A 17,117-nucleotide genomic window follows, 5' to 3' on the forward strand; every position below is an offset into this window, starting at 1 on the left:
CGCCGTCAGCGCTTGAGCGAGACGAACGCATCGCGCCCGGCATAGCGTGCGTCGCCGCCGAGGGCTTCCTCGATGCGCAGCAACTGGTTGTACTTGGCCACCCGGTCGCTGCGGCACAGCGAGCCGGTCTTGATCTGGGTGGCGGTGGTGGCCACGGCGATGTCGGCGATGGTGGTGTCCTCGGTTTCACCCGAACGGTGCGAGACGACCGCCGCATAGCCCGCCTTGTCGGCCATCGCGATGGCTTCCAGGGTCTCGGTCAGGGTACCGATCTGGTTGACCTTGATCAGGATCGCATTGGCGGTGCCCGACTCGATGCCTTCGGCGAAGATCTTCGGGTTGGTCACGAACAGGTCGTCGCCGACCAGCTGCACCTTGCCGCCGATACGGTCGGTCAGCAGCTTCCAGCCGGCCCAGTCGTTCTCGGCCAGGCCGTCCTCGATGGTGATGATCGGATACTGCGCGGTCCAGTCGGCCAGGAAGTCGACGAACTGCTCGGAGGTCAGGCGCTTGTTCTCGCCGACCAGGTTGTACTTGCCGTTCTCGTAGAACTCGCTGGAGGCCACGTCCAGGCCCAGCAGCACGTCCTCGCCGGCGGTGTAGCCGGCCTTGCCGATGGCTTCCAGGATGGTGTCCAGCGCTTCGACGTTGCTGCGGAAGTCCGGCGCGAAGCCGCCCTCGTCGCCGACCGCGGTGCTCAGGCCGTGGCTCTTCAGCACCGCCTTGAGCGCGTGGAAGATCTCGGTGCCGGCGCGCAGCGACTCGCTGAACGAGCCGAAGCCGACCGGCAGCACCATGAACTCCTGGAAATCGACGTTGTTGTCGGCATGCGCACCGCCGTTGATGATGTTCATCATCGGCACCGGCAGCGACGGCGTCGCGCCGGTCTTGCCGGCCAGGTACTGCCACAACGCCTGCTTCTTCGCGGCCGCGGCGGCATGCGCGGCGGCCATCGACACGCCCAGCAGCGCATTGGCGCCCAGGCGGCCCTTGTTCTCGGTGCCGTCCAGGTCGAACAGGCGGCGGTCCAGGCCCTCCTGGTCGGCGGCATCGAAGTCCGCCAGCGCCTTGGCGATGGCGCCGTTGACGTTGGCCACCGCATCACGCACGCCCTTGCCGAGGTACCGGGTCTTGTCGCCATCGCGCAGCTCCACCGCTTCCTTGGTGCCGGTGGAGGCACCCGAGGGCACCGCGGCACGACCGAACGAGCCGTCGGCCAGGGTGACTTCGGCTTCCAGCGTGGGATTGCCACGGCTGTCGAGGATTTCACGGGCATGGATCTTGGCGATAGTGGTCATGGTCTGCAGATGGGTACTCTTGGATGGGTCTGGACGATGGGGAAACAAAACCGGCCCGCAGTTTAAACGAAGCGGCGACCGTCGCGGCGCGCCGCCGTCCGCGCCTGCGCCGCAGGCGCCGCAACGAGACTGGCCCGCGCGATGCGGGCCAGTGTCGGGTCAAACGGTGGCTTCGGGGAAACCGTGTTTCTTGGTGACCGCATCGAGCTCGAGCAGGGTCTCCAGCAGCGCCTCCATCCTGCCCAGCGGCCAAGCATTGGGACCGTCGGACAGCGCCTTGGACGGATCGGGATGGGTCTCGGCGAACAGCCCGGCCACGCCGGCCGCCACCGCCGCGCGCGCCAGCACCGGCACGAACTCGCGCTGGCCGCCGGAACTGCTGCCCTGCCCGCCGGGCAGCTGCACCGAATGGGTGGCATCGAAGACCACCGGGCAGCCGGTGTCGCGCATCACCGCCAGCGAGCGCATGTCGCTGACCAGGTTGTTGTACCCGAAGCTGGCGCCGCGCTCGCAGACCATGATGGCGTCGTTGCCGGTCGAGCGGGCCTTCTCCACCACCGGCTTCATGTCCCAGGGCGACAGGAACTGTCCCTTCTTGATGTTCACCGGCTTGCCGGCCGAACAGACCTTCTTGATGAAGTCGGTCTGGCGCACCAGGAAGGCCGGGGTCTGCAGCACGTCCACGACCGAGGCGACCTCGTCCATCGGCGTGTATTCATGCACGTCGGTCAGCACCGGCACGCCGATCTGCTTCTTCACCTCGGCCAGCACCTTCAAGCCCTCTTCCAGGCCGGGGCCGCGGAAGCTGGTGCCGGACGTGCGGTTGGCCTTGTCGAAGCTGGACTTGAAGATGAAATTGATGCCCAGCCTGCCGGCGATCTCCTTCAATGTTCCCGCGGTATCCAGCTGCAGCTGCATCGACTCGATCACGCACGGGCCGGCGATCAGGAACAACGGCTGGTCCAGGCCTACGTCAAATCCACAGAGCTTCATTCAACCACCTCTTGCTTTGATCCCCTCGCCCGCCGGCGGCCGCAGGGGCCGGGGGGAAAGAGGGTTGGGATGAGGGTCCGGGGCGGCGGCGCCCGGGCAATCACGGCGCGGTACCCGCCGCCTGCCGTCCACCGCCTCCCCGCTTCGCGCACCCGACGTCCGGGCAGTCGCGGGCCCCAGGCCCGCGGAGACCTTCCGCCTTCTCCCGCCCGGGAGAAGGCGTGCCATCAGGCCCGCACTTCCTTCAGCAGCGCTCCCCCGGCCTTCTTCTCGCGCGCGGCACGGATGAAGCCGATGAACAGCGGATGCCCGCCGCGCGGCGTGGACAGGAATTCCGGATGCGCCTGGCAGGCCAGGAACCACGGATGCACCGCGCGCGGCAGCTCCACCACCTCCACCAGCGTGTCGTCCATCGACTTGCCGGAGAACACCAGGCCGGCGTCTTCCAGCTGGGTGCGGTAGCGGTTGTTGAATTCGTACCGGTGGCGGTGGCGCTCGGCCACCACTTCCTTGCCGTACAGCTCACGGGCCAGCGTGCCCGGCTTGAGGCGCTGCTCCTGCAGGCCCAGGCGCATGGTGCCGCCCAGGTCCGACTTCTCGTCGCGCTTCTCGATCTCGCCGCTGGCGGTGCGCCACTCGGTGATCAGGCCGATCACCGGATTGGGGGTCTGGCGGTCGTTCTCGGTGCTGTTGGCGCCTTCCAGCCCGGCGACATGGCGGGCGTAGTCCACCACCGCCGCCTGCATGCCGTAGCAGATGCCGAAATACGGCAGCTTGTGCTCGCGGGCATAGCGCGAACTCAGCACCTTGCCCTCGAAGCCCCGGTCGCCGAAACCGCCGGGCACCAGGATTCCATCGACTCCGTCCAGTGCCGACAGGTCCGAGGTCTCCAGCTCCTGCGCCTCCAGCCAGCGCAGGTTGACCCGGGTGCGCTGGCGCAGGCCGCCGTGCTTGAGCGCCTCGCCGACCGACTTGTAGGCGTCCTGGTGGTCCACGTACTTGCCGACCACCGCGATGGTCACCTCGTCCAGCGGATTGAGCGCCGCATCCAGCACCGACTCCCATTCGGACAGGTCGGCCGGGCCGGCCTTGTCGGCCAGCCGGAGCTGGTTGACCACGATGTCGTCCAGGCCCTGCGCGTGCAGGCCCATCTGCACCCGGTACAGCACGTCCACGTCGGGCACGCTGATCACCGCGCGCTCGGACACGTTGGTGAACAGGGAGATCTTGCGACGCTCCGAATCCGGGATCGCCTGGTCGGAACGGCACAGCAGCACGTCCGGCTGGATGCCGATCGAGCGCAGCTCCTTGACCGAGTGCTGGGTCGGCTTGGTCTTCAGTTCGCCGGCCGCGCCGATGAAGGGCACCAGTGTCAGGTGCATGAACAGCGCCTTCTCTGGCCCGCGCTCGGTACGGACCTGACGGATCGCCTCCAGGAACGGCAGCGACTCGATGTCGCCGACGGTGCCGCCGATCTCCACCAGCGCCACATCGAAGCCCTCGGTGGCCTCATCGATGCAGCGGCGGATCTCGTCGGTGATGTGCGGAATCACCTGCACGGTCGCGCCCAGGTAGTCGCCGCGGCGCTCCTTGCGGATCACGTTCTCGTAGATGCGCCCGGTGGTCACCGAGTTCTTGCGGCTCAGGCGGGTGTTGACGAAGCGCTCGTAGTGGCCCAGGTCCAGGTCGGTCTCGGCACCGTCGTCGGTGACATAGACCTCGCCGTGCTGGAAGGGACTCATGGTGCCCGGATCGACGTTGATGTACGGATCCAGCTTCATCATCGTGACCTTCAGGCCACGCGCCTCCAGGATGGAGGCCAGCGACGCGGCGGCAATGCCCTTGCCAAGCGAGGACACCACGCCGCCGGTAACGAAAATAAGGGGGGTCATGGCTCACTGCCTCCCGGAAAGCCCTAGTTTAAAGGTTGTCGCGCGAACACCCAAGCGCGGCGTGCCGCCCGGCCGGCGGAATCGCACGGCGCCGGGCCTGCCACGAGCGGCTGCGGTCCACGGACGGCAAAAAAAGACGCCCCGGCCAGCGCCGGGGCGTCCATGGAACGGCGGAAAGCCGGAGATCAGCGGCGCTTGCGCGCCTCTTCTTCCTCTTCCTCCTCGCGCGGCGCGGGCTGCGCGCCATTGGCCTTTTCCTGCGCGGCGGCGGCGGCGCGGCGCTTGGCCTTCTGCTCGGCCTCGCTCAACGCCCGGTCCGGGGCCGCCTGGGCGGCGGCCGCCGCCCGGTCCTTTTCTGCGGCGCTCTGCGCCATCGCCAGCGGCACCGCCAGGGCGGCGCCCACCAGGGCCAGAATCAGCAATTTCGACGATTTCATGTTCAAAACCTCCGCGGTTTCTGCCGGTCGTGAGGGAACGGCAAGGTACGTCCACGACGCGCCCTAGGATACCGTCGGCCGCCCCTCCGCGCACTGAACATGCGGCGTGCAAATTTCGCCGCCAGACCGCAAACTTGCCCGTCGCACCGCGCTTTATCGAGATACATGAACGCCCGCTACAACGCCGCCGACATCGAAGTACTCTCCGGCCTGGACCCGGTCAAGCGCCGCCCGGGCATGTATACCGATACCTCGCGCCCCAACCACCTGGCGCAGGAAGTCATCGACAACTCGGTGGACGAGGCCCTGGCCGGCCATGCCCGCAGCGTCGAGGTGACCCTGTACAGGGACGGCAGCTGCGAGGTCTCCGACGATGGCCGCGGCATGCCGGTGGACATCCACCCCGAAGAGCAGGTCCCGGGCGTGGAGCTGATCCTCACCCGGCTGCACGCCGGCGGCAAGTTCAGCAACCGCAACTACACCTTCTCCGGCGGCCTGCACGGTGTCGGCGTGTCGGTGGTCAATGCCCTGTCCACGCTGGTGGAGATCCACATCAAGCGCGAGGGCAGCGAGCACCGCATCACCTTCCGCGACGGCAACCGCGCCAGCCCGCTGGAAGTGGTCGGTACGGTCGGCCGCCGGAACACCGGCACCCGGCTGCGCTTCTGGCCGGACCCCACCTATTTTGACACGCCGAAGTTCAACCTGCGCGCACTGCGCCACCTGCTGCGCGCCAAGGCCGTGCTGTGCCCGGGCCTGACCGTCAAGCTGACCGACGAGGCCAGCGGCGAGGTGGATACCTGGCACTACGAGGATGGCCTGCGCGATTACCTCAAGGCCGAACTGGGCGAGCGCGAGATGCTGCCGGCCGAGCTGTTCACCGGCAGCCAGAAGAAGGAAACGGAAATCGTCGACTGGGCCGTGGCCTGGCTGCCCGAAGGCGAACTGGTGCAGGAAAGCTACGTCAACCTGATCCCCACCGCCCAGCACGGCACCCACGTCAACGGCCTGCGCACCGGCCTGACCGAAGCGCTCCGCGAATTCTGCGACTTCCGCAACCTGCTGCCGCGCGGCGTCAAGCTGGCGCCCGAGGATGTCTGGGACCGGGTGTCGTTCGTGCTGTCACTGAAGATGACCGACCCGCAGTTCAGCGGCCAGACCAAGGAACGCCTTTCCTCGCGCCAGGCCGCCGGGTTCGTCGAGGGCGCGGCGCACGACGCTTTCAGCCTGGTGCTCAACCAGAACGTTGAGGTGGGAGAGCGGATCGCCCAGCTGGCCATCGAGCGCGCCAGCGCGCGCCTGAAGACCGAGAAGCTGGTCACCCGCAAGAAGGTCACCCAGGGGCCGGCGCTGCCCGGCAAGCTGGCCGACTGCATCAGCCAGGACCTCTCGCGCACGGAACTGTTCCTGGTGGAGGGCGACTCCGCCGGCGGCAGCGCCAAGCAGGCCCGCGACAAGGACTTCCAGGCGATCCTGCCGCTGCGCGGCAAGATCCTCAACACCTGGGAAGTGGCCTCCGGCAGCGTGCTGGCCTCGGAGGAGGTGCACAACCTGGCCGTGGCCATCGGCTGCGACCCGGGCAAGGACGACCTGTCCGGGCTGCGCTACGGCAAGGTGGTGATCCTGGCCGACGCCGACTCGGACGGCCTGCACATCGCCACCCTGCTCGCCGCGCTGTTCCTGAAGCACTTTCCGGCCCTGGTCGCCGCCGGCCACGTGTTCGTGGCGATGCCCCCGCTGTTCCGCGTGGACGTGGGCAAGCAGGTGTTCTATGCCCTGGACGAAGACGAGCGGCGCTCGCTGCTGGAAAAGGTGGAGCGCGAGAAGATCCGCGGCCAGCTCAGCGTCACCCGCTTCAAGGGTCTGGGCGAGATGAATCCGCAGCAGCTGCGTGAATCCACCATCCACCCCGACACCCGCCGCCTGGTGCAGCTGACCGTGGACGACGACGAGCAGACCCGGTCGCTGATGGACATGCTGCTGGCGAAGAAGCGGGCTCCGGATCGCAAGGGCTGGCTGGAGCGCAAGGGCGACCTGGCGTCGCTGGAAGTCTGATCCCGGCGATTCATTGCCACCTGCCGTGGCGACGGCAGTGACATTCCGGCAACGGACAGGCCCGCCTGGCGCGGCTGGAGCGCAAGGGCGATCTGGCGTCGCTGGAAGTCTGATCCTGGCGATTCATTGCCACCTGCCGTGGCGACGGCAGTGACATTCCGGCAACGGACAGGCCCGCCTGGCGCGGCTGGAGCGCAAGGGCGATCTGGCGTCGCTGGAAGTCTGATCCCGGCGATGCATTGCCACCTGCCGTGGCGACGGCAGTGACATCCCGGCAACGGACAGGTCCGCCTGGCGCGGCATGGCTTTGGGCACATTTGCCGGCCCCCCGGGCGCCCTAGGATCGGGAATCCCCTGATCCAACGGTTGTCCGCATGAAACACCTGCTGTATGTGGCCGCGCTCGGCGCCGGCCTGCTGTTCGCCTCGCCCGCCCCCGCGGCCGCCACCGGGTCGCCGGACGGCGACCGGGCCGCCCCCGCCACGCCGGCGCCGTTGCCGGCCGATGCCTCGGTCCGCCAGAGCATGCGCCTGGAAGGCCGCACCCTGGACTACACCGCCACCGTCGGCTCGCTGCCGGTGCGCGATGCCGGGGGCACCGCCATCGGCGATGTGGTGTTCACCGCCTATACGGTGCCCGGCAAGGACCGCCCGGTCACCTTCGCGCTCAACGGCGGCCCCGGCGCCTCCTCGGTCTACCTGAACCTCGGCGCGGTGGGGCCGAAGGTCGTGGCCTTCGGCAGCGAGGGCGACAGCGCCTCGGCACCGGCCACCCTGCGCGACAACCCCGGCACCTGGCTGGACTTCACCGACCTGGTGTTCATCGATCCGATAGGCACCGGCTTCAGCCGCTCGCGCCTCCCCGACGAGGAGGCGAAGGCGCACTTCTTCACGCCCGGCGCGGATATCGAGTACCTCTCGCGGGCCGTCTACGACTGGCTGCTGAAGAACCGGCGCATGACCTCGCGCAAGTACCTGGCCGGGGAAAGCTACGGCGGCTACCGCGGCCCGCGCATCACCCACCACCTGCAGACCCGGCTGGGCGTGGCGATGAACGGGCTGATCCTGGTCTCGCCCTACCTGAGCCCGACGCTGGAGGACAACAGCGACGTTTCGCCGATGGCCTGGATCCAGACCCTGCCCTCGATCGCGGCGGCGCACCTGGAACGCCAGGGCCGGCTGACCGATGCGGCGATGCGCGAGGTGGTCGAGTACACCCGTGGCGACTACGCCACCGCGCTGATGAAGGGCCGCAGCGATCCGCAGGCGACCGAGGCGATGCTGCGCCGGGTGACCGAGCTGACCGGGCTGGACCCGCAGTTCGTGCGCCGTGCCGGTGGCCGCCTGGAGACCCAGTCCTACCTGCGCGAGGTATTCCGCGACAAGGGCACGCTGGGCAGCCGCTACGACGCCAACGTCACCGCCTTCGACCCCTTCCCCACCGATCCGGAGCAGCGCGCCAACGACCCGCTGCTGGACAGCATCATCGCCCCGACCACCACCGCGATGGTCGACTTCGTCACCCGCGTGGTCGGCTGGAAGGTCGACGCCCGTTACCACGCCCTGAGCTACGAGGTGAACCGCCTGTGGGACCGCAACGGCGACCTGCGCGCCGGCGCGGTCACCCAGCTGCGCCAGGCGGTGGCCATCGACCCGCACCTGCAGGTGCTGATCGTGCATGGCTGGAACGACCTGTCCTGCCCGTTCATGGGCTCGATCCTGACGGTTGACCAGATGCCGGTCATGGGCAGCGATCCGCAGCGCGTGCAGGTGCGCTCCTACCCGGGCGGCCACATGTTCTACAGCCGCGCCGACAGCCAGGCGGCCTTCCGCCGCGACGTGCAGGCGATGTTCCAGCGCAACTGAAGCGCGCCGGCCGCCGCGGCGCCGGCCCTGGATGGAAAAGCCCCGCCGGAATCGCTTCCGGCGGGGCCCGTATCACCTCCGCTGGCGGCGCGCCGCCCGGCTCAGTTCCAGCCGACGGCCTCGAACAGCCGCAGGATGAAATAGGCGCAGCCCCCCGCGGCCGGGATGGTGAGGATCCAGGCCCAGACGATGCGCTCGATCACGCCGATGCGCAGCGACTTGGGGTTCTTGGCGAAGCCCACGCCCATGATCGCGGTGGAGATGCTGTGCGTGGTCGACACCGGCATGCCGAAGTGCGCGGCCAGGGTCAGGATGGTGGCCGAGCTGGTCTCCGCGGCGAAGCCGTGGATCGGATGCAGCTTGACCATCTTGTGGCCCAGGGTCTTGATGATCTTCCAGCCGCCCGAAGCGGTACCGGCGGCCATCACCACCGCGCACGTCAGCACGATCCAGGTCGCGATGCCGTCGCCGGCATGCGCGTCCGGGTGCATGAAGCCCAGCCACGCCGGCAGTTCCTGCAGCGCGCCGGTGGCTTCGGCGCCGATCAGGGTCATGGCGATGATGCCCATGGTCTTCTGCGCGTCGTTGTGGCCGTGGGCGAAGCCCATGTAGGCCGCGGACACGATCTGCGCCTTGCCGAAGAAGGCGTTGACCCAGCGCGGGCGCGCCAGCCGCTGCAGCACGCCGCCGGCACGCGCCATGGCGGCGATGATCGCCCACAGCAGGCACATCACCACGATACCGAGCAGGAAGCCGGCGATCGGTGAGGTGATCATCGGCACGAACACCTTCCACAGCAGGCCCTTGTTCTGCGCCCAGCTGCCCAGCCGCTCGGACCAGATCAGCGCGTCCCAGTCGTTGTGCGCGGCGGCCAGGCCGGCGCCGCACAGGCCGCCGATGAGCGCGTGCGAGGACGAGGACGGCAGTCCCTTCCACCAGGTGATCAGGTTCCAGACGATGCCGCCCAGCAGCGCGCACAGGATGACCTGCGGGGTGACGTCCACCACGTCGGTGTTGAGCAGGCCGTTGGCGATGGTCAGCGCCACCGCGGTGCCGGTCAGTGCCCCGAGCAGGTTCATGCCCGCCGCCAGCATCACCGCCCAGCCGGGCGAGAGCACCTTGGTCGCCACCACGGTGGCGATGGAGTTGGCGGTGTCGTGGAAGCCGTTGATGAATTCGAAGACCAGGGCCGCCAGGATTACCACGAGCACCAGGGTCAGCATCGCGGCAGCTCCCGGCAGTGGGATGGACGGCCGGCGGCCGGGCCGCGGCGCCGGGGGCCGGAAACGCAGAGGATCCGCATCATGGCGATCACGAGTTCTTGAGCACGATCTGGTAGGCGACCACGCCCGCCTCGCGACAGCGGTCGATGGCCTTTTCCAGGATCTCGAAGAACTCCTTGAGCAGGAACATCTGCAGGTTGTCCAGGCGCCCGGAATAGATTTCCCGGTACAGCTCCAGCATCAGCCGGTCGGCCTCGTTCTCCAGTGCGCGCAGCTTCTCGTTCATCGCGGTCATGCGGTCGATGTTCATGTGCCGCAGGTCCTTGACCATCTCCACCACCACCTCGGCGGCCTGCTCGAGCATCGCCGCGCGCGGGGCGAAATCGATCTGCGCCAGGTGCTGGGTCGCCAGCGAATAGCGGTCGGCGAACTTCTCGATCTGCTTGGGGATCTTGTACAGCGCCGAGCCCAGCGCCTCAATGTCCTCGCGCTCGATCGGGGTCATGAAGCTGTCCACCAGTGCCTGGCTGATCTTGTCCGACGCGGCGCGTTCACGCAGACGGGCCAGCTTGAACGCATCCAGGGCCGGCTGCCGGTCGGCTTCCCGCATCATCGCGTGCAGCGCCTTGGCACTGTCGGTGGCGGCCTGGGCAGCCTCGTCGAGATAGGTATAGAACTGCTTGCCGGAGCCGAAAATGGTCTGCAATGAAAACATGGGAACGCCTATTCGCCGTCTCGGAAGGGACGGCACCGGGGCGGATTATGACGGCTGGATGACGTCTCGGGTATGCCTGGCCGCTGCCGGCCGCGGCCGGCGCCACTGAACCGGCCGCCGCACGGGCGCTTGCCGGGCCCCGCCCGCAGTTTGCTAAGATGCGCCGGCGCCTTGCTGGCGCACCCTATGGACGACGACCCTCATCCCCCGCCGCCGCGCCCGGGCACGCCTCTGAGCTGCCGCCGCAAGCGCACGCCCTCCCCGCCACCGACCCGGGGAGCGACCCGTGTTTGAACTGATCCTCATCGTTTTCGCGTTGATCCTGCTCAACGGCTTCTTCGCCATGTCCGAGATGTCGGTCATGACCTCGCGCAAGAGCCGCCTCAAGCAGATGGCCGCGTCGAGCAGCCGCGCCGAACGCGCCCTGGCCCTGGCCGAGAAGCCCGAGAACTTTCTGTCCACCGTGCAGATCGGCATCACCGTGATCGGCGTGCTGACCGGTTTCCTGGGCGGCGAAGCGCTGGGCGAGGCGATCGCCGCCTGGATCCAGGGGCTGATGCCCGGCTTCGCCTATGCCAACTGGCTCGGCAAGGCCTTGGCGGTGACCCTGATCACCTTCGTCACGCTGATCTTCGGCGAACTGGTGCCCAAGCGCCTGGCCCTGACCCGCTCGGAGGACATCGCCGGGCTGGTCGCGGTGCCGATGGGCTGGCTGGCCACCCTGGCCTTCCCCTTCGTCTGGCTGCTCTCGCGGACCACCCGGCTGGTGCTGCGCCTGCTCGGCCTGGGCAACACCGATTCGGCCTCGGTCACCGAAGAGGAGATCCGCATGCTGGTGGCCGAAAGCCACGAAGCCGGGGTGATCGACATCCACGAGCGCGACATGATGAACCGGGTCATGCGCCTCGGCGACCGCACCGCCGACAGCCTGATGACGCCGCGCAACCGCATCGCCTGGCTGGACACCAACGCCGCCACCGGGAAGAACCTGGAAACGATGCACGAGCATGCCTTCTCGCGCTACCCGGTGTACCGCGGCAACGACCAGGACATCGCCGGCATCCTCGAGGTCAAGTCGCTGGTCACCCGCCGCCTGGAGGGCGATGACGGGTCGCTGTTCGAGAACCTGCGCGAGACGCTCTACGTCTCCGAGTCCACCCATGCGATGAAGCTGCTGGAGATCTTCCGCGAGGAGCACCAGTCGATGGCGCTGGTGGTCGACGAGTACGGCGAGATCCAGGGCCTGGTGACGATCAGCGACCTGATGGGCGCGGTGGTCGGCCGCCTGCAGGCACCGGAGAACAGCGACGAGGATGCGCTGATGGTGGTCCGCGAGGACGGCTCGCTGCTGATCGACGGTTCGCTGCCGGTGGACGACCTGCGCGAATTGATGGGCGGCGTGGAACTGCCCGACGCCGAGGAAGGCGACTACTACACCCTGGCCGGGATGTGCATGCACTTCTTCGGCCGCATTCCGCACACCGGCGAGTATTTCGACTGGGCCGGCTGGCGCATCGAGATCGTCGACCTGGACGGCGCCCGCATCGACAAGCTGCTGCTGCGCAGGCTGCCCGAAGAAGACGCCGATGACATCACCGGCTGACGGAGAGCACGTCCCCGGCGCGGCCCCCGCCTACCGCAACGAGGGCATCCGTACCCTGCTGGCGATGTTCGAGCAGGGTGACCCGGGCGAACAACAGCCGCTGGGCGGGATCCTCCGGGGGCTGCAGGAAAGCGCGTTCGGCGTATTCCTGTTCGTCGCCATCCTGCCCTCGTTCATCCCCATTCCCGGCATCGGCGGAGCCGTCAGCGGGCCGCTGGTGCTGTTGATCGGCCTGCAGATGATGGCCGGCCTGTCGCGCCCCTGGGTGCCGGGCTTCATCGCCCGGCGCGGCCCGAAGCGCGGCACCGTGCACCGCTTCCTGGGCCGCATCGAGCGGCCGCTGCGGCGCCTGGACCGGATGCTCAAGCCCCGGCTGCAGTTGCTGGTGGCGCCACTGCCGGCACGCGCCTTCACCGGCCTGCTGCTGCTCTTGGTCGGCATCCTGCTGTCGCTGCCGATCCCCTTCACCAATTACCTGTTCGGCTTCCAGCTGCTGCTGTTCGCCCTGGCGCTGATCGAACGCGACGGCGCGCTGATGCTGTTCAACTGGGTTGCCGCCATCGCCGCCGTGCTGTTCTTCGGAGTCGGCTCGGGGCAGCTGGTCGGCCACACCGTCGACCTGTTCCAGCGCTGGAGCGGCAGCCTGTAGCGCCGGGCCATGCCCGGCGGAGGCATTCTCGGCAAAGCGCCAGCGGGGCACGGCCCCGCTCTACAGGGTCGGCCCCCGCGGTAGCGCCGGGCCATGCCCGGCGGAAGCATTCCCGGCGAAGCGCCAGCGGGGCACGGCCCCGCTCTACAGGGTCGGCCCCCGCGCGTGCTCGGCGGGATGGGCCGCACTGCCGCGGGCTTACAGCCTCAGTGCCGTGCCCGCCAGGCCTGCATCGCCAGCTCGAACGAACGCAGCCGTGCGGCATGGTCGAAGATGTTGGCGGTAAGCATCATCTCGTCCGGGCGGTGGCGCGCGGCGAAGGCCGCCAGGCCCTCGCCGACCTGCGCCGGGTCGCCCAGCACGGTGCAGGCCAGCGCCCGTTCCACCCCCGCTTTCTCATGCGGCTCCCAGAACGCTTCGATGTCCTCGACCGGCGGCGGGATCCGTCCCGGCCGGCCACGCCGCAGGTTGACGAAGCTCTGCTGCTGGGTGGTGAACAAGCGCCGCGACTCGGCTTCCGATGCGCTGGCCACGACATTCAACGCGAGCATCGCCCACGGGGCCTGCAGCCGCGCGGACGGCCGGAAATCGCGACGGTACAGCGCCAGCGCTTCATCCATCGCCTCCGGCGCGAAGTGCGATGCGAATGCGAACGGCAGCCCCAAGGCGGCCGACAGGCGCGCACTGAACAGGCTGGAGCCCAGCAGCCATACCGGCACCTCGACCCCGCCGCCCGGCACCGCCTGGACCGCCTGCCCGGGTTGCACCGGCTCGAAGTAGTGCAGCAGCTCGCCCACGTCCTGCGGGAACTGGTCGGCGCTGTCGAAATAGCGGCGCAGCGCGCGGGCCGTGGCCTGGTCCGTGCCCGGTGCGCGTCCCAGGCCCAGGTCGATCCGCCCCGGGTACAGCGACGCCAGCGTGCCGAACTGCTCGGCCACCTGCAGCGGCGAGTGGTTGGGCAGCATGATGCCGCCGGCTCCGACCCGGATGGTCGACGTGCCGCCGGCGACATGGCCGATCAGCACCGAGGTCGCGGCGCTGGCGATGCCCGGCATGTTGTGGTGTTCGGCCAGCCAATAGCGGCGGTAGCCGCAGCGCTCGGCATGCTGCGCCAGACCGAGCATGTGGGCGAAGGCCTGGCCCGGCGTGGCGCCTTCGCAGACCGGCGCGAGGTCGAGGACGGAAAGAGGAATCATGCGGCGGCTTCCAACGGAGGATGGGCAGGACATGGGGGACGCCTGGCAGTTTCCCATGCCGGCGCGGGCACCAGGAGCCGGACACTGTTTTCCGGCGGGTCTTCCCGCCACGCCAGCACGGGTACGCGGCACCCGGCGGCATTGCCGGCCTTCCCCTGCATCAGCGCTCCGGCAGGATCGCCCTGGCGGCCCGCGCAGCGGCTCAGGGCACCCCGTCGTCCACCAGCGGCCGCAGCTCGGGATCCAGCGCCACCCGCTCGTCGAACACGAAGCAGCGGCCTTCGTAGCCCTCGCCGCCGACCTCCTCGAAATAGCCCAGGATGCCGCCATCCAGCTGCAGCACGTTGTCCATGCCGTCGTTGCGCATCCACAGCGCGGCCTTCTCGCAACGGATTCCCCCGGTGCAGAAGCTGACCACGGTGGCATCGGCCAGGGCCGCGCGGTGCGGTTCCAGCGCGGCCGGCAGATCGGTGAAACGGACGATGGGCAGGGTCAGGGCACCGGCGAAGGTGCCATGCTCGAACTCCTGCACGTTGCGGGTATCGAGCATCACCACGCGCCGGCCGCGGTCGTCATGGCCCTGACGCAGCCAGCGCCGCAGCGTGGCCGGGGCCACCGCCGGTGCCCGCGGGTGCGCCAGCGGCTGGCCGGCTTCGCGGCGGAAACTGATGATCTCCGGCTTGACCTTGGCCTTGAGCCGCGCGAACGGCTGCCTGCGGCTGTGGCTGTACTTCACCCGCATGCCGGCGAAGCGCGCGTCCGCCTCCAGCTCGGCGTAGAAGGCGTCGATGCCGTCGCGGTCACCGGCCAGGAACAGGTTGATGCCCTCGTCCGCGACCAGCACCGTGCCGCGCAGCGCCAGCGCTTCGGCGCGCGCATACAGGCGCGCGGCCAAGGCCTCGGGATCGGAGACCGGGGTGAAGTGGTAGGCGGCGGTGTTGGCGATCATGCCGGCATTTTACGCCGTCGCCGCGGCTCAGCCGCGCAGCAGCATGAAAGGCAGCAGCACCAGCGCCGCGGCCGCCAGCATGCCCAGCAGCACCGCGACCACGTACAGCGGCCGCTGCCGCAGCAGCGAGCCGAAGGTTTCCGCGGTCCCGTCGCGCAGCGCCGCCGCGCGCTCGGCGCGCATGCGCTGCGAACGCCCGGCCTGGTAGTCGGCCATCAGCGCCTTCGCGCGCGGATGCTCCTCGTGGTCGCGCAGCCAGAGGCCGCCGCTGGAAATCCCCCACGGACTGGGTTCGGTGCGGTACCAGGCGATGCCATGGCGGTCGAGCAGCTCGCCGACCTCCCGGCTTTCGTCCTCGCCGACATTGCGCAGGTTGAGCAGCAGCTTGGCCATCACGCCATGATACCCGCTGGCGATGCGCTACCCTTGCGCACCGCATGCGCGAGCCCGCGCAGGACCGCCGCCCTTCGTGCGCGGCGGTTCCGCTTCGCCGGCTCCCGCTACCCGCCTGCCGCCCGCACCGCCGCGGGCCCCTCGACCTGGAGTCCACCATGCGCCGCCTGTTCGCCCCGCTGCTGCTGTCCCTGCTCGCCGCCGGCTGCACCCCGCCCGGCCCCCCGCCGGGAGGCAGCATCGCCACCTTCGAGCGCATCGACAGCGTGACCGGCACCGGCGCCGAGGCCGTTCCCGGCAGCAAGGTCACCGTGCACTACAGCGGCTGGCTCTACGACGAGCGTGCCACCGACAGGCACGGCAGGAAATTCGACAGTTCGCTCGACCGCGGCGAGCCGTTCAGCTTCAACCTCGGCGAGAAGCAGGTCATCCGCGGTTGGGACGAGGGCGTCGCCGGAATGAAGGTGGGCGGCAAGCGCACCTTGATGATCCCGCCCGACCACGGGTACGGCAACCGCCGCACCGGCCCGATCCCCGCCGGCTCCTCGCTGGTGTTCGATGTCGAACTGCTCGATGTGCAGCCCCGCTGAACCCGGCCCCGGACAGAAGCGTGTCGCGGTCGTCGGCGGTGGCCCCGCCGGGCTGTTCGCCGCCGAGCGGCTGCGCGCGGCGGGCCTGTCGGTGGACCTGTACGAGGCCAAGGGCTCGCCCGGGCGCAAGTTCCTGATCGCGGGCAAGGGCGGCCTGAACCTCACCCACGGCGAACCGCGTCCCCAGTTCGACCTCCGCTACCGCGAACGCGCAGCCACGGTGGCCGGATGGCTGGACGGCTTCGACGCCGATGCCCTGCGCCACTGGGCACGGGGCCTGGGCGTGGACACCTATGTCGGCAGCTCCGGGCGTGTATTCCCGCTGGACCGCAAGGCCGCGCCGCTGCTGCGCGGCTGGGTGCGGCGGCTGAAGGAACAGGGCGTGCGCTTCCACGTCCAGCACCGCTGGCTGGGCTGGAGCGGCGACGGCACGCTGCGCATGCAGACCGGCGACGGCGAGACCCGCGTATCCGCCGACGCCACCGTGCTGGCCCTGGGCGGCGGCAGCTGGCCGGAGCTCGGTTCCGACGGCCTGTGGGTGGAAACGCTGCGCACGCGCAGCGTGGACGTCGCCCCCCTGCAGCCGGCCAACTGCGGTTTCGACATCGACTGGAGCGCGCACCTGCGCCAGCAGCATGCCGGCCGCCCACTCAAGCCGGTGATCGCGCACTGGCGCGACCTGCAGGGCACCCCGCGGCACCTGCAGGGCGAGTGCGTGATCAGCGCCTACGGCATCGAAGGCAGCCTGGTCTACGCCATCGCCGCCGACCTGCGCGAGACCATCGCCCGCGACGGCCATGCGCTGCTGGAACTGGACCTGGTGCCCGGCCGCGACGCGGCGCGGTTGCATGCCGACCTGTCGCGCCCGCGCCGCGGGCGCAGCTTCGGCGAACACCTGCGCCGCGTCACCGGCATCGACGCTGCCAAGGCCGCGCTGGTGTTCGAGGTTCTCGGCAAGGACGCCGGCAACGACCCCGACGCGGTGGCGCGTACCCTCAAGCACCTGCCGCTGCGCCTGCTGCGGCCAAGACCGATGGCCGAAACCATCAGCACCGCGGGCGGCGTGCGCCTGGACGCCCTGGACGCGAAGCTGATGCTGCATGCCCTGCCGGGGGTCTTCTGTGCCGGCGAGATGCTCGACTGGGAAGCGCCGACCGGCGGCTACCTGCTCACCGCCTGCTATGCCAGCGCGCTGCGCGCGGCCGAGGGCGTGGTCGAATGGCTGCGCTGACCGCGTCCCTGTGGATGCGGATACGGCA

Annotated in this window: 15 protein-coding genes; 6 read left to right on the forward strand and 9 right to left on the reverse strand. The window is 69.3% G+C overall.

Going from position 1 to position 17,117, the window contains the following annotated elements; translation table 11 throughout:
* Window positions 1-5: 5 nt before the first annotated feature.
* The 4 genes from eno to K5L01_RS05815 all read right to left on the reverse strand — a co-directional run bounded on the left by eno (window position 6) and on the right by K5L01_RS05815 (window position 4,620).
* On the reverse strand, window positions 6-1,298 hold the full coding sequence (eno, locus tag K5L01_RS05800; RefSeq protein ID WP_250062751.1) for a phosphopyruvate hydratase: 1,293 nt from the start codon (window positions 1,296-1,298) through the stop codon (window positions 6-8).
* Between the two features lie 159 nt (window positions 1,299-1,457).
* Window positions 1,458-2,291, reverse strand: a complete 834-nt coding sequence (gene kdsA / locus K5L01_RS05805; RefSeq protein ID WP_250062752.1) for a 3-deoxy-8-phosphooctulonate synthase — start codon at window positions 2,289-2,291, stop codon at window positions 1,458-1,460.
* A gap of 227 nt (window positions 2,292-2,518) precedes the next feature.
* Window positions 2,519-4,183: a CTP synthase gene (gene pyrG, locus K5L01_RS05810; RefSeq protein WP_250062754.1), complete on the reverse strand. Its 1,665-nt coding sequence runs from the start codon at window positions 4,181-4,183 to the stop codon at window positions 2,519-2,521.
* Window positions 4,184-4,368: 185 nt separating this feature from the next.
* A complete protein-coding gene (locus K5L01_RS05815) occupies window positions 4,369-4,620 on the reverse strand; it encodes a hypothetical protein (protein ID WP_250062756.1) in 252 nt (83 codons plus the stop codon).
* Window positions 4,621-4,785: 165 nt separating this feature from the next.
* Between K5L01_RS05815 and parE the strand changes: the two genes are divergently transcribed.
* The gene (gene parE / locus K5L01_RS05820) at window positions 4,786-6,675 is read left to right on the forward strand and encodes a DNA topoisomerase IV subunit B (RefSeq protein ID WP_250062780.1); all 1,890 of its coding nucleotides are present in this window, start codon (window positions 4,786-4,788) and stop codon (window positions 6,673-6,675) included.
* Window positions 6,676-7,049: 374 nt separating this feature from the next.
* A complete protein-coding gene (locus tag K5L01_RS05825; RefSeq protein WP_250062782.1) occupies window positions 7,050-8,540 on the forward strand; it encodes a S10 family peptidase in 1,491 nt (496 codons plus the stop codon).
* 101 nt (window positions 8,541-8,641) lie between these two features.
* Here K5L01_RS05825 and K5L01_RS05830 read toward each other — a convergent pair whose 3' ends face one another.
* Together K5L01_RS05830 and K5L01_RS05835 are read right to left on the reverse strand one after the other, a co-directional pair.
* Window positions 8,642-9,763 carry an inorganic phosphate transporter gene (locus K5L01_RS05830; protein WP_250062784.1) on the reverse strand — a complete coding sequence of 374 codons (1,122 nt, stop codon included), beginning with the start codon at window positions 9,761-9,763 and terminating at the stop codon, window positions 8,642-8,644.
* Window positions 9,764-9,851: 88 nt separating this feature from the next.
* Window positions 9,852-10,478, reverse strand: a complete 627-nt coding sequence (locus K5L01_RS05835) for a DUF47 domain-containing protein (protein WP_250062786.1) — start codon at window positions 10,476-10,478, stop codon at window positions 9,852-9,854.
* A gap of 286 nt (window positions 10,479-10,764) precedes the next feature.
* On the opposite strand from K5L01_RS05835, the gene K5L01_RS05840 reads away from it, so the two are divergent.
* Both K5L01_RS05840 and K5L01_RS05845 read left to right on the forward strand, forming a co-directional pair.
* The gene (locus K5L01_RS05840; RefSeq protein WP_336254080.1) at window positions 10,765-12,081 is read left to right on the forward strand and encodes a hemolysin family protein; all 1,317 of its coding nucleotides are present in this window, start codon (window positions 10,765-10,767) and stop codon (window positions 12,079-12,081) included.
* Window positions 12,065-12,730 (forward strand): exopolysaccharide biosynthesis protein, encoded by a 666-nt coding sequence (locus K5L01_RS05845; RefSeq protein ID WP_250062788.1) that lies wholly within the window; start codon window positions 12,065-12,067, stop codon window positions 12,728-12,730. The genes K5L01_RS05840 and K5L01_RS05845 overlap by 17 nt, the downstream gene beginning before the upstream one ends.
* A gap of 206 nt (window positions 12,731-12,936) precedes the next feature.
* Here K5L01_RS05845 and K5L01_RS05850 read toward each other — a convergent pair whose 3' ends face one another.
* The 3 genes from K5L01_RS05850 to K5L01_RS05860 all read right to left on the reverse strand — a co-directional run bounded on the left by K5L01_RS05850 (window position 12,937) and on the right by K5L01_RS05860 (window position 15,268).
* Window positions 12,937-13,926: an LLM class flavin-dependent oxidoreductase gene (locus K5L01_RS05850; RefSeq protein WP_250062789.1), complete on the reverse strand. Its 990-nt coding sequence runs from the start codon at window positions 13,924-13,926 to the stop codon at window positions 12,937-12,939.
* Window positions 13,927-14,128: 202 nt separating this feature from the next.
* The gene (locus tag K5L01_RS05855) at window positions 14,129-14,875 is read right to left on the reverse strand and encodes a sulfurtransferase (RefSeq protein WP_250062790.1); all 747 of its coding nucleotides are present in this window, start codon (window positions 14,873-14,875) and stop codon (window positions 14,129-14,131) included.
* A gap of 27 nt (window positions 14,876-14,902) precedes the next feature.
* Window positions 14,903-15,268: a DUF6164 family protein gene (locus K5L01_RS05860; RefSeq protein ID WP_250062791.1), complete on the reverse strand. Its 366-nt coding sequence runs from the start codon at window positions 15,266-15,268 to the stop codon at window positions 14,903-14,905.
* A gap of 158 nt (window positions 15,269-15,426) precedes the next feature.
* On the opposite strand from K5L01_RS05860, the gene K5L01_RS05865 reads away from it, so the two are divergent.
* The gene (locus tag K5L01_RS05865; RefSeq protein WP_250062792.1) at window positions 15,427-15,858 is read left to right on the forward strand and encodes an FKBP-type peptidyl-prolyl cis-trans isomerase; all 432 of its coding nucleotides are present in this window, start codon (window positions 15,427-15,429) and stop codon (window positions 15,856-15,858) included.
* A complete protein-coding gene (locus K5L01_RS05870) occupies window positions 15,842-17,089 on the forward strand; it encodes a TIGR03862 family flavoprotein (protein ID WP_425603833.1) in 1,248 nt (415 codons plus the stop codon). Before K5L01_RS05865 ends, K5L01_RS05870 begins: the two co-directional genes overlap by 17 nt.
* Window positions 17,090-17,117: the final 28 nt, after the last annotated feature.

The sequence above is a fragment of the Stenotrophomonas mori genome (genome assembly GCF_023556335.1).
GTDB classification, from domain to species: domain Bacteria; phylum Pseudomonadota; class Gammaproteobacteria; order Xanthomonadales; family Xanthomonadaceae; genus Stenotrophomonas; species Stenotrophomonas mori.

Excerpts from the sequence above, each read along its gene's own strand:
- eno (WP_250062751.1), bottom strand. The coding sequence starts at position 1,298 with ATGACCACTATCGCCAAGATCCATGCCCGTGAAATCCTCGACAGCCGT.
- kdsA (WP_250062752.1), bottom strand. The coding sequence starts at position 2,291 with ATGAAGCTCTGTGGATTTGACGTAGGCCTGGACCAGCCGTTGTTCCTG.
- pyrG (WP_250062754.1), bottom strand. The coding sequence starts at position 4,183 with ATGACCCCCCTTATTTTCGTTACCGGCGGCGTGGTGTCCTCGCTTGGC.
- K5L01_RS05815 (WP_250062756.1), bottom strand. The coding sequence starts at position 4,620 with ATGAAATCGTCGAAATTGCTGATTCTGGCCCTGGTGGGCGCCGCCCTG.
- parE (WP_250062780.1), top strand. The coding sequence starts at position 4,786 with ATGAACGCCCGCTACAACGCCGCCGACATCGAAGTACTCTCCGGCCTG.
- K5L01_RS05825 (WP_250062782.1), top strand. The coding sequence starts at position 7,050 with ATGAAACACCTGCTGTATGTGGCCGCGCTCGGCGCCGGCCTGCTGTTC.
- K5L01_RS05830 (WP_250062784.1), bottom strand. The coding sequence starts at position 9,763 with ATGCTGACCCTGGTGCTCGTGGTAATCCTGGCGGCCCTGGTCTTCGAA.
- K5L01_RS05835 (WP_250062786.1), bottom strand. The coding sequence starts at position 10,478 with ATGTTTTCATTGCAGACCATTTTCGGCTCCGGCAAGCAGTTCTATACC.
- K5L01_RS05845 (WP_250062788.1), top strand. The coding sequence starts at position 12,065 with ATGACATCACCGGCTGACGGAGAGCACGTCCCCGGCGCGGCCCCCGCC.
- K5L01_RS05850 (WP_250062789.1), bottom strand. The coding sequence starts at position 13,926 with ATGATTCCTCTTTCCGTCCTCGACCTCGCGCCGGTCTGCGAAGGCGCC.
- K5L01_RS05855 (WP_250062790.1), bottom strand. The coding sequence starts at position 14,875 with ATGATCGCCAACACCGCCGCCTACCACTTCACCCCGGTCTCCGATCCC.
- K5L01_RS05860 (WP_250062791.1), bottom strand. The coding sequence starts at position 15,268 with ATGGCCAAGCTGCTGCTCAACCTGCGCAATGTCGGCGAGGACGAAAGC.
- K5L01_RS05865 (WP_250062792.1), top strand. The coding sequence starts at position 15,427 with ATGCGCCGCCTGTTCGCCCCGCTGCTGCTGTCCCTGCTCGCCGCCGGC.
- K5L01_RS05870 (WP_425603833.1), top strand. The coding sequence starts at position 15,842 with ATGTGCAGCCCCGCTGAACCCGGCCCCGGACAGAAGCGTGTCGCGGTC.